Genomic DNA, 15,126 nt, shown 5'->3' with positions numbered 1-15,126 from the left:
ATTTTTTTGAGCCTGCAAACAAAAAGCCAACCCGAAGGTTGGCTTTTTTGCTATTTACTGCTGAATTCTTGGTGGCCCGGGGCGGAATCGAACCACCGACACAAGGATTTTCAATCCTCTGCTCTACCGACTGAGCTACCAGGCCAAGGCGGCGAATTATAGCAGAAAGACTTTCCACCTGACCAGAGCTAGCTGTGTTCAAATGCAACAGATGGCCAAAACATGGTGTTTTGGCATCCTTGTATGACTTGAAGGGATGTGGCGATGCGGCGACGTATGGGAGTGCAGGGCCTGGCGGCTGCGGGCTTGTTCAGTTTGTTTTGCGGTACGGCGCGGGCCGATGGCTTGGCCGATCTGAATGCGGCGCTGGCGCGTTTGCAGGGCCAGATGCCGATCAAGGCGCAGGTCGAATCGAAAACCTGGCGCCGCGAGGGCGAGGGCAAAGCGGCGGAAGACGATAGCGGCCAGGCCACGGTGGCTGTCGAGGGCGGGCCGGCGGGCTTGCAGGTGCTCTACAGTAAGGACTTGCTGGCGAAAGTGGAAGCCGAGCAGCGCGCCAGGGTGAAAGATCCGAAGGTCAAGACGCCGATCGGCTTTGCGCTGGGAGAAATGAAGGCGACGGAGCTGCACTCCATGGTGTCGGCGGCCGATGCCCTGTCGCGCGAAATCGAGGAAGCCGTGTTCAGCGGCGAGAAGATCGATAACTACAAGGGCAAGCCGGCGCGCCTGCTCAGTTTTACCTTGTCGCTCGACAAGGTGCCTGAGAAAGACCGCAAGTATGTGAAGAAGTTCGAAGGTGGCATCGAGGTGTGGATCGCCGCCGACGGCACGCCGCTGGCCAGCCATTTCCACTTTGACGTCAGCGGGCGCGCCTTTGTCGTCGTCAGCTTTACGCAAAAGACGGACGAAACGCGCCAGTATGGCGTCAGCGGCGACCATTTATTGCTGCTGCGCAAGGAAAGCAAGAATGCCACCTCGGGCGCGGGCGAGAAGGTGGAAAGCAAAATCATCAAGACCTTGCAGCTGCAGTCCTGACCTGTTGCAGAACCCGCCAAGCCGCTGATCCAGCGGCTTTTTTTACATCGCCGAGCTGCCGCCCAGGCCGCTCTTTTGCAGCACGCAGCGTCCCGCTTCGCAGGTGGCGCCCGGGTCCGTGACGATGGAGCAGGTCGACATCATGCCGTCCGCCTGCTGTTGCTTGCGGCTCGCCTCGGCTTGCGCCTGGGCCAGTGCCTTGAGTTTCTTGCCATCATGCTCCTTGCTGGACCAGGCCAGGTAGCGCTCGGGGCCGCCGCAAGCCTTGGCGCCGATGGCGATGGTTTGGCATTGCTGGGTGGAATCGCAAGCGGCGGCGCCCACTTCCGCCTGGATTTGCGCCAGCAAGCCGGCATTGCCGGGCGCGGGCGGCGCATCTTGTGCGGGGGCGCTGCCGCAGGCGCTGGCGGCAAGCAGCAGGAAGCTGGCGCACGCGGCGCGCAGCAGGGGCAACAGTGCGGGGGAGGTGGTCGTTTGCATGCCTTCATCATGTGCCACGCTTGCGTAAATGGCAAGCACGATTCGCACTTGGCCAGAACCTTGATCCCGGTCATTTCCATTGTCAACCCGTCAAAGTTAATATAAATCAACATCCAATCAGCGATGTACGGGTGGCAACCGGGTCGGTGCGCTGCATTCCCGCGCCGGCGCGTGCCGCCGATTCGGGAATGTTTCCAGGAGTTAGACTATGCGCCGCACCCTCTCACCCTTCCTCTTCATCACCAGCCTGGCCTTCGGCGGCGTGCTGCACGCCGCTGAAAAGGAGCCGATCCAGCCCATCACTGCCGCCAAGGTGACCAATCCGGCGATGGTCGAGCTGGGCAAGAAACTGTTTTTCGACCCGCGCCTGTCGCGTTCGGGCTTTATTTCCTGCAATAGCTGCCATAACCTGAGCATGGGCGGCACGGACAACATCAAGACCTCGATCGGCCACAACTGGCAGCGCGGGCCCATCAATTCACCCACGGTGCTCAATGCCAGCATGAACGTGGCGCAATTCTGGGATGGCCGCGCCAAGGATTTGCAGGAGCAGGCGGGTGGTCCCATCGCCAATCCCGGCGAGATGGCTTTTACGCACGCGCTGGCCATCGACGTGCTGGCCTCGATTCCCGCCTACCGCGCGGAATTTCGGCAAGTGTTCGGCCAGGATAAATTGACCATCGAGCAAGTCACGCGCGCCATCGCCGCCTTCGAGGAAGTGCTGGTGACCCCCGGTTCGCGCTTCGACCAATGGCTGATGGGCAAGAAAAGCGCGCTGACGAAAGACGAGCTGGCCGGCTATCAGCTGTTCAAATCGAGCGGCTGCATCGCCTGCCATAACGGTCCCGCCGTGGGCGGCAATACTTTCCAGAAGATGGGCGTGGTGGAACCGTACAAAACGGCGATGACGGCGCAAGGGCGCTCGGCCGTGACGGGCAAGGATGCCGACCGTTTCAACTTCAAGGTGCCGACCCTGCGCAACGTGGAATTGACGTACCCCTATTTCCACGATGGCGAAGCGGCGACCCTGACGCAAGCCGTCGACGTGATGGGCCGCTTGCAACTAGGCCGCACCTTTACGCCCGATGAAAATGGCAAGCTGGTCGCCTTCCTGAAAACCCTGACGGGCAAGCAGCCGCAGCTCGTGCTGCCGATCCTGCCGCCATCGTCGGACACGACACCGCGGCCCGTGCCGTTTGACTGAGTAATTGGAGTGTGGGGGTGTCGGATTACGCGGCTGCGCCGCTAATCCGACCTACGCCTGAGCGAGTAGGTCGGATTAGCGAGGCCTCGCCTCGCGTAATCCGACAGTTTTTGCCGAGCGGGCCGGGCAATGACGATTACTTCAAGGTTCTTTGGAACAACTGATAAATCCGCCGGTACTCGTCATACCACGCTTCCGGCTGCACGAAGCCGTGGCGCTCCATCGGGTAGCTGGCCATTTCCCAGTTATCCTTTTTGAGCTCGATCAAGCGTTGCGACAGGCGCACGGAATCCTGGTAAAACACGTTATCGTCGATCATGCCATGGGCGATCAGCAGGTTGCCCGTCAGCTTATCCGCGTATTCGATCGGCGACGAGATTTTATACGCCTGCGGATCGACGTCCGGCGTGTTCAGAATGTTCGCCGTGTATTCGTGGTTGTAGGTGGTCCAGTCCGTCACGGGACGCAGCGCGGCGCCGGACTTGAAGATTTCCGGGGCGCGCATCAGGGCCATCAGGCTCATGAAGCCGCCATAACTGCCGCCATAGATGCCCACGTTCTTGATGTCGCCCTGGTGTTGCGCTGCCAGCCAGTTGGCGCCGTCAATAAAATCTTCCAGTTCCGGGTGGCCCATCTGGCGGTAGATGGCCGTGCGCCAGGCGCTGCCGTAGCCGAGCGAGGCGCGGTAGTCGACGTCGAGCACGATATAGCCCTGCTCCACCAGCAGGTTGTGGAACATCTGTTCGCGGAAGTAGACGGGGTAACGCTGCGTGACATTCTGCAGGTAGCCGGCGCCGTGCGCGAACATGACGATCGGATACTGTTTTCCTGCTTCCAGTGTTGCGGGCCGGTACAGCTTGGCCCAGATCGGTGCCGCGCCATGCGTGGACGGCACTTGCACCAGCTCCGGCATGACCCAGTTGCGCGCCTTGAAGGCGTCGCTGCGCGTATCCGTCAGGATATTTTCCTTGCCGCCTGCAACGGAAATCGTCGCCAGCTGGGCCGGCATATAGCTGGTGGAATAGCGCAGCAGCAGCTTGCCGTTATCGGGCGACAGGCCGAAGTTTTCCACGCCTTTCAAGTTCGTCACTTCGCGCGCGCCGCCCTCTTTGGCAGTGCTGGCGCACACTTCATACGTACCCGGCGCCTGCCGGTTGCACATGAAATACGCATTCTTGCCGTCGCGGCTCCATTCGACGGCGCTCACTTCCCACTGGCCGCTGGTCAAGGCGCGCGCCGGAGCCGCGCCCGTTTTCGTGTACAGGTGGGCGTAGCCGCTTTCCTCGGACAGATACCACAGGGTGGCATTGTCGGGCAGCCAGCCGAATTCCTCGGCGCGGCGGTTGACCCAGGCCGCGTCGCTGATGCGGTGCACGGGCAGCAAGGCGCCGTTGGCCAGGTCGACGTTGGCGAGCCAGCCGTCCTTGTTGTCGATGGCGCGCACGCGCACGGCCACCTTGGAACCGTCGTCGGTCCAGGCGATGCCGTCGCGCTGGGCGTCGATGCGCACGGCGCGGTTGCCTTTCAACGGCGGCAGTTTTTGCTCGGCGCGCAGAAGCGCCAGCGGATCGACCGCGATGCCGGGCAGGCTGTCGAAAGCGATGTCACGTACCTGGCCCGTGCGCAGGTCGGCCAGCTTCAGGCTTTGCGCAATCGGCATGTTGCGGCCCACGCGCGTGCGCTCGTCGTCCGCTTCCGGGTAGCCCGTTTCCGTCACGTAGCGGGCCAGTTTGCCCAGCTTGCCCTTTTCGGCGGCCTTGTCTTGCGTAACGAACAGCAGCCAGCGGCCGTCCGGCGACAGGGCGCTGCCGGAAATCGTGACTTTCTCGCCCAGGTAGATCGGTTCCGGTGCGCGCGTGCTGTCCAGGCGGCGCTCTGCGTGGCGGCGTTCGCGGCTCGTATCGCGGTCTTCCTTCTGGCGCGCCAGGTTGACGATCAGGCGCAGCTGCAATTCGCGCAGGGCGTCCGCTTCCGGCTTGGCGTCCGGGTCCTTGGCCGCGCGCAGCAGGGCGACGGGCGCGCTCAGGCGGTCCACGCGGCTCCAGCTGAACCAGTCGGTGCCGCTACGGTATTGCACGGCGCCGCCGTCGTTTGAGTATTGCGGGTCGCTGATGGCCGGGACGCCGCGCGTGATTTGCGTCAAGGCGCCGTTTTTCAGGTCGCGCTCGAACAAGTCGCCATTGCGCAGCAGGATGGCGCGCGTGCCGGCCCGGTTGACGACCATCTGCTGGCCATCGAGGTTGGCCAATTGCGCGTCGTCGACCTTCTTGCCGCTATTGAGCTTGGCGTTCGCGCCAGGCAATTGATAGGTGTTGCGCAGGGGCGAGCCGAGGCGCTTTTGCTTGTAGTAGAGCTGGCCGTTCCAGCCCCACCATGCCGCTTCGACGGGCGTGCCGATCCAGTCGGGATCGGCCATGGCCTGGTCCAGGGTGATGGGCGTGGGTGCGGTGGTGGAGGGCGGGGCTGCATGCGCGGTGGGCAGCAGAGAGAGCAGCAGCGGCAGCAGGAGCGGCAGCAGGGGAAGAACCAGACGCATCGGGGATCGCTTTAAAAAAAGGGGATGGTGAAGGTACAGGCTATGAGGCCCGTATTCTAGCGGAGGAGTTTCGTTCAGGAAATGTCGGAAAGCTAAGCTTGCTGCCGGGCCAGCCAGGCGAGAAAGTCGGCTAGCGGCATCGGCCGCGCATACAGGTAACCCTGCAAGCCGTCGCAATCGTGGGCGACGAGGAAGTCGGCCTGCTCCTGCGTTTCCACGCCTTCGGCCACCACGCGCAAGCCCAGGTGGCGCGCCATGGCCAGGATCGCCTGCACGATGGCCGTGTCGCGCGGCGTGTCGTCGATGAAGCGTTTGTCGATTTTGAGTTCGTACAGCGGCATCGAGGTCAGGTAGGCGAGGCTGGAATAGCCGGTGCCGAAATCATCGATGGAAAAGCGGATGCCCAGGGTTGCCAGTTCGCGCATGCGCGCCAGCGAGGCGTCGCGCTGGTCGATCAGCAAGCCTTCCGTCAGTTCCAGGATCAGGGCGGCGGCCGGCGTGCCGTGTTCGGCCAGCGCCGCCTGCACGCGGGAGGAAAAATCGGGCTGGCGAAACTGGGCCGGACTCACATTCACGGACAGGGCGACGGGCTGTCCCGCCTGCGCCAGCACCCTGGCGGCGCGGCACGCTTCGCGCAGGGCCCAGTGCCCCAGCCTGACGATCAGTCCCGATTCCTCGGCGATGGGGATGAAGATGCCCGGTGCGATAAAGCTGCCGTCCGGCTGCGGCCAGCGCATCAGCATTTCGGCGCCCGTGACCCGTCCATCGCGGTCGACCTGGGGCTGCACGTGCATGCACAATTGGCCCATGTCGAGGGCGCGCGCCAGCGCCCGTTCCAGCGTCAGGCGGCGCTCCACGTCCGCTTGCATGACCGCTTCAAAGAAGGCGATGCCGTTGCGCCCTTCCGCCTTGGCGCGGTACATGGCGATATCGGCTTCGCGCAGCAGGTCGTGCGCCTGCTGGCCCGCTTTCGGCAGCAGGGTCACGCCGATGCTGGCGCTGCAATGATACGACTGCCCCTCGATATCGAAGTCGCGCGCGATGGCGGTGCGGATTTTCTCGGCCACCTGGGCCGCCGCATGGGCCGCGCCGTGCAAATCATCGGCCAGGTGCGCCAGCAGCACGACGAATTCGTCGCCGCCGATGCGCGCCACCGTGTCGGCCTTGCGCATCAGCTGCGCCAGCCGTTCTCCCGCCAGGCGCAGCAGCGCGTCGCCCGTGGCATGGCCGCGCGCGTCATTGATGTGCTTGAAGTGGTCGAGGTCGATGAACATCAGCGCGCTGATGGACTGGTCGCGCGGCGCGGCGGCCAGCAAATGGGCGATGCGGTCCATCAGCAGGCGCCGGTTGGGCAAGCCCGTCAGCACGTCGTAGAAGGCCAGGCGGTGGATGTCCGCTTCCGATCGCTTGCGCTCGTCGATTTCGCGTTCGACAGCCACCCAGTGCGTCTGCCTGCCGTCCGCATCTGTAAACGGTACCAGTTCCGCTTCGACCCAGTACGCCTTGCCGGCCTTGTTGTAGTTCAGCAATTCCGCCCTGGCCGGCTGGGCGCTGGCCATGGCGGCGGCGATGCGCGCCAGTTCGCCCGCATCGGTGGCGGGGCCTTGCTGGAACAGCAGGCTGCGGCCCAGCACCTCGGCGCGCGCATAGCCGCTGCTGCGCCTGAAGGCGTCGTTGACGAAGATGATGCGCGTGGCCGATACCGTGCCGGCGCCGGGGCCGGGCGGGCCGTCCAGCACTTCGGCGATCATCACCATGTCGTTCAGGCGGGCCAGCGCCGTGGCCGTCAGGCGCAGCTCGGCGTTGAGCTGCGACAGGGTCTGGCTGCTGTCTTCCAGGTGGCGCAGCAGAAAGGCGCAGGACAGGGTCAGCACGGCGGCGATAAACAGGAAGTTCAGGGCCACGATCAGTGCGCGCAGCACGGGAGAATCGGGCGTGCCCGGCAGGTGCAGGGCGACGTCCGGGTGCAGGCCGAGGAAAAAGATGGTCAGCGAGGTCAGGGCCAGGGTCGACAAGGCTGGCCGCATGCCCAGCAGCAGCGCCGCCAGCACGGGCATGAGCATCATGTAGATCTGGCTGACGGGGCCGATTTTCAGCAGCAGGCCCACGCCTACCAGGTAGGCGACGATGAGGAATTGCCACACGCGCCAGCGGTAGGGCATGGCGCGCAGATGCCAGATGACGTCGATCCAGCCGATGGCCAGCAAGTCGAGGGCGACGATGGACCAGATGGCTTCGCTCGCGGCCAGCAACGCGCTGGGAATGGCCGTCACGCAGCCAAGCAGCAGCACCACCTGCAGCAGGCGGTCAAAGACCTGGCCGCGCCAGTGCGCGAGATCGTTCGACGCCGCCACGCTGCCGTCCTTTCTCCAGAATGCCGTGTAACCGTACTGAGCAGTAGGTTGACTAAATACTACGCGCTATCTTTCTCCATGTCATCTTGATCATTCATCATGATTGCCTGCGTTCAGCGTTCAGCGTTGCTGCCTCATTCATTGATCCATTGGTAGGGCATGATCACCTTGCTGGCGACGGGCTTGCCATCCAGCGTTTCCGGCTGGAAGACGCATTTGGCCAGCGTATCGCGGGCCGCCTCGTCGAGGGCGGGATAGCCGCTGGAGCGGATGACTGCCGCTTTGCTGACCTGGCCATCCGCTTCCACCGTGAAGTGCAAGGTCACCCTGCCTTGGGCGCCGCGCCGTTTTTCGCCCGGGGGCCAGGCTGGCTGGGTGCAGCCGGCCGGCATGCTGGCCGGCACGCGCACGGCAGCTGCCGCGACCGGCGTCGGCGTGGCCGTGTGACAGCCGCTCAGGACGATGGCGAGGCAGGCGGTGGCCAGCAGGCTGCTGGCAGAGGAAGGGGGCAGGCGATAGGGCAAAAGGGAACTCCATATTCGGAACAAAAAAAAGCCAGCCTGTCGGCTGGCGCTGTGGGGTGAAGCGCACACTGGCGCTTCGAACGGGCGCTTATTTCTTTGGCGCGCTCAGGCATTCTTTCATGAATGCCTTGCGCGCGTCGCCCTTCATGTCCTTGGCGTCGGCATTGCATGTTTTCATCTTGTTTTGCTGCGTCATGGCCGGTGCCGGCTTGGCGCTCAGGCACTCCTTCATGAAGGTTTTGCGCTCATCGCCTTTCTTGCCGGCGGCATCGGCATTGCAGGTGGTCATTTTCGACTGTTGCGCCGTCTTGGCGACTGGGGCCGCTTCCGGTGCGGCGGCAAAGGCGGTGCTGGCAAACGCGGCAGCGATGCAGAGGGCGATTAATTGTTTCATGGCAAATCCTTGTAGACGCAGGCGATGGAAGGGGACATGCAATCGGCAGCTCACTGCCGATATGCAGAACGTAACTAACTATATGACATTTATCAACAAAATTCCCACTCGTGTGTGTCTTTTTGTTACCGATAGGCACAAGGCGCCCGTCGGCTGGCCCGGGCGGTCATTCTGCGGCGGCAGCGGTCCTGTTTTTTGCTATGCTAGCGTCTTTCCACCGGCCGATGCCGCTGCCTTGGCCGGCGCACCCTCAATACGGAGTAGTTATGGTCTCGTTGCAAGAGCAGTTTTTAAAGGCCGGCCTGGTCGACAAGAAGAAGGTCAAGCTGGCCAACCAGGACAAGAGCAAGCAAAAAAAGGACGAGCGCAAGAGCGGCACGCAAAGTGTCGATGAGGTGCGTCTGGCCGCGCTCGAGACCCAGCGCAAGAACGCCGAACGCGCGCGCGAACTGAACGCCCAGCGCGACGCGGCCGCCAATCAGAAGGCCATCGTGGCGCAGATTGCGCAAATGGTGCAAAAGAACCGCCAGAGCAAGGGCAACCACGGCGAGCTGCCGTACAACTTCACGTTTAACAACAAAATCGAGCGCATCTACGTGACGGCCGCCGTGCAAGCCCACCTGGTGGCGGGCCGCCTGGTGATCATCTGCCTGGGCGGCGCCGTGGAACTGGTGCCGCGCATCATCGCCGACAAGATCGCCGAACGCGATCCCGCCATCGTCGTGCGCGTGAAACAGGCCAGCACGCAAGTGGACGAGGACGATCCGTATGCGGCGTTCCAGATTCCTGATGATTTGATGTGGTAAGAAGGTGTTACCTGGCGCCAAGTGCGCCGGATGAGGGTAGCGAACGGGCCGGGAACGGCCCGTTTTCATATGCGTGCGGGCGCCACCTAGAATTTCTCGGCCTCAGTTTTTTTCTTCGCGGCTTCTTCTGCTGCCGTATCGGCGTTGAACTTCTGCAGGAGGTCGTTACGCAGATAGCGCACCTCCATCGTAAAACTCAGGTGCGGCGCATCGAGTTCGATTGTTGCGTCTGCAGGTTTGAAGAGAGCATATTGATCTCCGACAAAAGGGCGCTTCTCTGAGCGGACCTTATACTTTTGCCGCAGCAGTTGATAAATCGATGAGAAACGGTCTTTATCCATATCCATGATGACGCCCGCAAGCTTGCCCTGGGCGTCGAAGATATACACGACTTCCGAGAGCCCTTGAATGTCGTAGGGTGAACCATCTGTCGCCAGCATCTGCCCGCCGCTGTACTGGTTGACTCCTTGGTCTCGAATTTTGGTGTTCTTGGAGAGCGCTTTTCGCAGCTGTTCGCTGGTGGTGACGCCTATTTCCGCGCCGAGGACTTGCGTGCCGGCAATGGCCCAAGGGCACGCTAAAACGATGGCCGAGAAGGCAAGGACGATGAAATGCTTCATGGCGACCCCTTGATGAGCAAAAGACCTGTGAGAACTGAGGGAATGTATCGACGATCTGCGATTTTGCCCATTTCTGCCAGCGCGGACATGAGCGCGCGCAAAGTGGCGCTGGAAAGATCGGGTGATGGTACTGTCAGGAGATAGGCCAGTCATTCGCCGGGGCGCGGCCATGGAGACGGGCTGATGTCAGGAATGTATATTGCACAAACAAAAACGCCACCCGAAGGTGGCGTTTTTGAACGTATTACGAATTCTTGGTGGCCCGGGGCGGAATCGAACCACCGACACAAGGATTTTCAATCCTCTGCTCTACCGACTGAGCTACCAGGCCAAGGTGGCGAAGTATAGCAGATCAAAACGCGAATGCAAGGGCTAGCTGTGACTTTTCCTGGATTTTCTGGGTGCACCTGCCTTTTTAGATAAGGATGTACCGTGTAGCCATGGAGGGGAGCGCTGCAGGCGAACGCTCTTGCGTGCGTAGTATTATTGCTTGATAATCAATTCCTTATCAAACCAGTCAATCCGCATCGCGATGTACACACCGGCGCCAGCCGGTTTTTTTATGCGCGGCGCAGGCGTTGGCTTCAATGGCGGAACAGGGAAGCCGGGATGGCGATGCAATGCTTGGCGGTAGAAAATGGGGGCGCGTGGCGCGCGTTGGCGGGTTTATTGGCGGTGTTGGCGGTGCTGGTTTGCGCGGCAGCGCCGGCACAGGCGGGCGACGAGAATATCGTATCGCTGGCGCGCTTGTGGAGCGCGGCCCGCGCCACGCATCCGGCCCTGGCTGACGACCGCATCGACTGGGACCGCGCGCTGGTGGCGGCCTTGCCCCAACTGCGGGACGAATACGATGAACCCAGTTTGCGGCTTGCCATCGCGACCCTGATGGCGCCGCTGCAGGATGAGGCCTTGCGCATCGGGGCAGAGGCGCCGGCGTACGTGCGCTGGCCGGCCGATGGCGATATGCTGGAATGGCTGCCCGGCGACACGGCGCTGCTACATCTGCATCCGGGCATGCGAGATGGCGGCCCGCCGCCGCTGCCAGCCAGGGCCCTGCAAGTCATACTTGATTTGCGTCCGCGCAGGGAGCTTTCCCGCGCGCCGTCACCAGCCATGCTGCATGCCGTGCTGGCGCAGTTGATCGCCGAACCCTTGCTGCTGCCGGCCGAGCGCTATCGCTTTTCGACCGGCCCGCGCCCGAATAAGCCCGGGCAATGGGAAGGCATGACTGCGGGTTTCATGCAAATGGAAGCGCAACGGCTGCAGCCGGCGCCCGGTGCGCGGGCGCTGCCCATGGTCTTCATCGTCAATGACACGCAGACGGTGCCGCATGCCGTGCTGGCGCTGCAACGCACCGGCCGCGCGCGCATCGTGGCCGAGGAGGGCGCCTGGCGCAGCCGCGCCGGTCCGGTGCAAACGTTGTCGATAGGCGACGGCTTGCGCGTCGAATTCGCGTCCGGCCAGCTGGCCTGGCCGGACGGCAGCGCCGCCGTGCTGGCCGCCGACCGCACCTTGCGCATGGATCGCGCCACCGGGGCGGCCAGCGCGCCCGTCAAGGCGGCGCTGGCGCTGCTGGCGCAGCCATCGACGCCGGTGATATCGGTGATATCGCCGCCGGCATCCGCTGCGCTGTATCCGGTGCGCCACGACGACGAACCGTATCGCGACATGCGCTTGCCTGAGCGCGAGTGGCGCATGCTGGCCGCCATCAAGCTGTGGGCCACGCTGGACAATTACTTTCCGGCCAAGCGCCTGATGAGCAGTTCCTGGGATGACGCCTTGCGGCGCTGCCTGTATAAGATGGCCCAGGTGCGCGATGCGCGCGAGTATGGCGTGATCCTGCAGGAGATGGCGGCCAGCCTGGATGACAGTCATGTCGGTGTGGGCAGCCGGGCGCTGGGCGGGAATAGCCGCACGCACGGCATTGGCGTGGTGCTTGCCGCCATCGATGATGGCATCTTGGTTGCCAATGTAACGGATCCCGCCTTGCTGCGTTCGGGCCTGCTGAAGGTGGGCGACGATATCGTGCAAATCGATGGCGAGTACGTGGGCGCGCGTCTGGCGCGGTTGCGCGCCGCGACGGCCGCCTCGAACGAAGCGGGACGCTGGCGCAAGGCCATGGCCGAGATGCTGACCTTTTTGCCCGGCGCCAGCGTGACCTTGCAGGTCGATGGCGGCGATGGCAAGCGGCGCGAGGTGGTGCTGCAGCCTACGCCGCTGGACGATGCGCTGGCACCGCGCCACGCGCGCCCGATGATCTCGGTGAACAAGGGCATTGCCTACGTCGATCTGGACCGCTTGCAAGCGGGCGAGGTGGACGCCATGTTTGACAAGATAAAAGGCAGCCGCGCCCTCATACTCGATATGCGCGGCTATCCGCATGGCACGGGCCGCGCCATAGCGGAACGGCTCAATGTCAATGACGCCAGTATCTTTGCCATGAACTACCAGCCGCTGGTGACGGCTCCTGAGGCCAGTTACGGCGTGCAACTGGCGTATCCTGACTTCCTGCTCCCCGCACGCGCTCCTCTGTACCACGGCAAGGTCGTCATGTTGATCAACGAACACACGCAAAGCCAGGCCGAGCATCTGGCGCTGGCGGTCGAGGCGGCCACTCCCGTCACCTTCATCGGTACGCCCAGCGCGGGCGCGGATGGCGATTTGCGCGAAGTGGTGCTTCCTGGAAATGTCCATGTCTGGTATTCGGGCCTGGAAGTGCGCCATGCGGATGGGCGCCAGCTGCAAAGAGTGGGCGTGCAGCCGCATATCCTGGTCGCGCCCACGGTGGCCGGCTTGCGCGCGGGGCGTGACGAAGTGCTGGAGCGTGCGCAGGCATTTCTGCGCCAGGATCAAGAATAGTCAAAATCTTTGGCTTCCCCCGTTTTCTCTGGCGCGCAAGCATGCTGAAACGGAGGCGGCAAACGCTATAATGACCGCATGAACAGTCCCACTCCCCCTACCATGCGGCGCTTCATGCACAGCCACAGCGACGTTTGCATCGTCGGCAACGGCGCCATCGCGAAAACCACGGCGCTGGCGTTTGCCCAGGCAGGACAAAGCGTCACCCTGTTATCCCCGGCGAGTCCTCCGGCACCCATCGCCAAGCCGGTGGAAGCCAGCTGGGATGTGCGCGTGTATGCGCTCAACTACACGGCGCACCAGTTGCTGTCGTCGCTGAAGGTGTGGGGCGCCCTGGAGGCCGACAGGGTGGCGCCCGTCGACGCCATGCTGGTCAACGGTGACGGCGCGCAGGCGGGCGGACTCGGTTTCGACGCCTACGGCGCCCATGTGAATACCCTGGCGTGGATCGTGGAAGACCGCAATCTGGGCCAGGCGCTGGACGCCGCCCTGAAATTCGCGCCGAACGTCAGCGTGCTGCAGGGCCGTGCCAGTCGCCTGGAATGGACGAACGACTCGGCCATCGTGCACCTCGATGGCGGCGACACCATCACCTGCGCGCTGGTGATGGGCGCGGACGGCGCCCAATCGTGGGTGCGCGGCCAGTGCGACATCGGCCTCGATTACCGCTCCTATGGCCAGCGGGGCGTGGTCAGCAACTTCGCCTGCGAAAAGCCGCACCATGGCGCGGCCCACCAGTGGTTTACGGGCAGCGAAGGCATCGTCGCGCTGCTGCCGCTGCCGGGCGAGCGCGTTTCCCTGGTCTGGTCGGCGCCCGATGCGCTGGCCGATACCTTGATGTCCGAATCGGCCGACGCCCTGGCCGCGCGCCTGGCCGCGTATTGCCACGACAAACTGGGTAAACTCACGCCGTTGCAGCCGGAACTGGTGCGCGCGTTCCCGCTGACCCTGATGCGCCCGCACGCCATGGTGGCGCCGCGCGTGGCTTTGGTCGGCGACGCCGCCCACGTGGTGCACCCGATGGCCGGCCACGGCATGAACCTGGGCTTTGCCGATGTGGCGCAGCTGGTCAAGACGATCAGCGAACGCGAGGCGCACCGCGGCATCGGCGACGAGCGCGTGCTGGCCCGCTATGCGCGCGCGCGCAAGGAAGACGTGCTGCTGATGCAGCTGGCCACCGATGGCCTGGCGCGATTATTCGGCGCCGATCTGGAGCCGCTGCGCGTGGTTCGCAATTTGGGATTAAACTTGCTGGATAAATTACCGGCCCTGAAGCGGAAAATGATTTCGCACGCATTGGGGCATCAGTGAAAATCAGTAAGTCTTAAGATATCGCTGGATAATGGTAGCAGTGAAAATTCAAGGTCGCCGCAGCTGGTCTGCGGCGGTCGTTTTGTCAAAGAGATAACGACGTCGGGCCAGGTGCCAGTTCCGCCAGGCGTTTCAAGTGGAGAAGTGATAGTGATAACAATGAACAGAAGCATGAGCAAAATCGCCTTGCTGATGGCCTCGGGCCTGATGATGTCGTGCGCCGGCGCGGAAACGCCAACGGAAGCGAGCATCAAAAAGCTGATCGAGCCGCGCCTGGGCGAAGGCGCCAAGGTCGATTCGGTCAAGGAAACGCCGTACGGCGGCCTGTACGAAGTGCGCACGGGTGGCGACATCCTGTACACGGACAAGGCCGCGCAATACCTGTTCGTGGGCCACGTCTTCGATGCCAAGACCTCGCAGGACCTGACCAAGGTGCGCCTGGACGAAGTCAACCGCATCAAGTTCTCCGACCTGCCGCTCGACTCGGCCATGAAATCCGTCAAGGGCAACGGCAAGCGCGTGATCGCCGTGTTCGAAGATCCGAACTGCGGCTATTGCAAGCGTTTCCGCCAGAACGCGCTGAAGGAAATCGACAACGTCACCGTCTACACCTTCATGTACAACATCCTGTCGCCGGACTCCATCGTCAAGTCGCGCAATGTGTGGTGCGCACCTGACCGCAACAAGGCCTGGGATGACTGGATGTTGAACGGCAAGGCGCCGGCTACGGTGGCCGCCACTTGCGCCAACCCGCATGAAAAAATCCTGGCCCTGGGCCAGCAGTTGCGCGTCTCGGGCACGCCGGCCATCTTCTTTGCCGACGGCAGCCGCATTCCGGGCGCAGTCGACGCGAAAACGTTGGAACAGAAATTCTCGACCATTAAGTAATCCGGGCTGTCGCCAGGAAGGCTGGACGGCGCGCCCTCGCAAGGCGCGCTTTTTTTTGTACTTTTTTTCCGCTGTCGTATCATCAAGTGTTGTTCGTAGACGCCATAACAATCCA

12 protein-coding genes and 2 tRNA genes are annotated in these 15,126 nt (G+C 62.9%); 6 read left to right on the top strand and 8 right to left on the bottom strand.

Going from position 1 to position 15,126, the window contains the following annotated elements:
• Nucleotides 1–69: 69 nt before the first annotated feature.
• Nucleotides 70–145, bottom strand: a tRNA-Phe gene (locus KY494_RS14795).
• A gap of 131 nt (nt 146–276) precedes the next feature.
• Between KY494_RS14795 and KY494_RS14790 the strand changes: the two genes are divergently transcribed.
• Nucleotides 277–1,035, top strand: coding sequence for a hypothetical protein (locus KY494_RS14790; RefSeq protein ID WP_258194251.1), 759 nt, complete (start codon nt 277–279; stop codon nt 1,033–1,035).
• Nucleotides 1,036–1,077: 42 nt separating this feature from the next.
• Here KY494_RS14790 and KY494_RS14785 read toward each other — a convergent pair whose 3' ends face one another.
• Nucleotides 1,078–1,515 carry a hypothetical protein gene (locus KY494_RS14785; RefSeq protein WP_219887346.1) on the bottom strand — a complete coding sequence of 146 codons (438 nt, stop codon included), beginning with the start codon at nt 1,513–1,515 and terminating at the stop codon, nt 1,078–1,080.
• A 208-nt stretch (nt 1,516–1,723) separates the two neighbouring features.
• Between KY494_RS14785 and KY494_RS14780 the strand changes: the two genes are divergently transcribed.
• Nucleotides 1,724–2,719: a cytochrome-c peroxidase gene (locus KY494_RS14780; RefSeq protein ID WP_219887345.1), complete on the top strand. Its 996-nt coding sequence runs from the start codon at nt 1,724–1,726 to the stop codon at nt 2,717–2,719.
• 136 nt (nt 2,720–2,855) lie between these two features.
• On the opposite strand, the gene KY494_RS14775 is transcribed toward KY494_RS14780, so the two are convergent.
• The 4 genes from KY494_RS14775 to KY494_RS14760 all read right to left on the bottom strand — a co-directional run bounded on the left by KY494_RS14775 (nt 2,856) and on the right by KY494_RS14760 (nt 8,527).
• Nucleotides 2,856–5,255: a S9 family peptidase gene (locus KY494_RS14775; protein ID WP_219887344.1), complete on the bottom strand. Its 2,400-nt coding sequence runs from the start codon at nt 5,253–5,255 to the stop codon at nt 2,856–2,858.
• A gap of 92 nt (nt 5,256–5,347) precedes the next feature.
• Nucleotides 5,348–7,609, bottom strand: coding sequence for a bifunctional diguanylate cyclase/phosphodiesterase (locus KY494_RS14770; protein WP_219887343.1), 2,262 nt, complete (start codon nt 7,607–7,609; stop codon nt 5,348–5,350).
• 134 nt (nt 7,610–7,743) lie between these two features.
• A complete protein-coding gene (locus KY494_RS14765; protein ID WP_219887342.1) occupies nt 7,744–8,133 on the bottom strand; it encodes an energy transducer TonB in 390 nt (129 codons plus the stop codon).
• A gap of 88 nt (nt 8,134–8,221) precedes the next feature.
• The gene (locus tag KY494_RS14760) at nt 8,222–8,527 is read right to left on the bottom strand and encodes a PsiF family protein (protein ID WP_219136695.1); all 306 of its coding nucleotides are present in this window, start codon (nt 8,525–8,527) and stop codon (nt 8,222–8,224) included.
• Nucleotides 8,528–8,793: 266 nt separating this feature from the next.
• On the opposite strand from KY494_RS14760, the gene KY494_RS14755 reads away from it, so the two are divergent.
• Nucleotides 8,794–9,333, top strand: coding sequence for a DUF2058 domain-containing protein (locus KY494_RS14755; RefSeq protein WP_096233723.1), 540 nt, complete (start codon nt 8,794–8,796; stop codon nt 9,331–9,333).
• Between the two features lie 86 nt (nt 9,334–9,419).
• Here KY494_RS14755 and KY494_RS14750 read toward each other — a convergent pair whose 3' ends face one another.
• On the bottom strand, nt 9,420–9,953 hold the full coding sequence (locus tag KY494_RS14750; RefSeq protein ID WP_219887341.1) for a hypothetical protein: 534 nt from the start codon (nt 9,951–9,953) through the stop codon (nt 9,420–9,422).
• Nucleotides 9,954–10,208: 255 nt separating this feature from the next.
• Nucleotides 10,209–10,284: transfer RNA gene (locus KY494_RS14745), tRNA-Phe, on the bottom strand.
• Nucleotides 10,285–10,628: 344 nt separating this feature from the next.
• On the opposite strand from KY494_RS14745, the gene KY494_RS14740 reads away from it, so the two are divergent.
• The 3 genes from KY494_RS14740 (at nt 10,629) to KY494_RS14730 (ending at nt 15,011) form a co-directional block, all read left to right on the top strand.
• A complete protein-coding gene (locus KY494_RS14740) occupies nt 10,629–12,812 on the top strand; it encodes a S41 family peptidase (RefSeq protein WP_258194938.1) in 2,184 nt (727 codons plus the stop codon).
• A gap of 78 nt (nt 12,813–12,890) precedes the next feature.
• Nucleotides 12,891–14,123 carry an FAD-dependent monooxygenase gene (locus tag KY494_RS14735; protein ID WP_258194250.1) on the top strand — a complete coding sequence of 411 codons (1,233 nt, stop codon included), beginning with the start codon at nt 12,891–12,893 and terminating at the stop codon, nt 14,121–14,123.
• 171 nt (nt 14,124–14,294) lie between these two features.
• A complete protein-coding gene (locus KY494_RS14730) occupies nt 14,295–15,011 on the top strand; it encodes a DsbC family protein (RefSeq protein WP_242428528.1) in 717 nt (238 codons plus the stop codon).
• Nucleotides 15,012–15,126 lie beyond the last annotated feature (115 nt).

Source organism: Janthinobacterium sp. PAMC25594 (genome assembly GCF_019443505.1).
Classification (GTDB): domain Bacteria; phylum Pseudomonadota; class Gammaproteobacteria; order Burkholderiales; family Burkholderiaceae_D; genus Janthinobacterium.
Note: the sequence above shows the minus strand (reverse complement) of the source record. Positions and strands in the feature narration are given on the sequence as shown.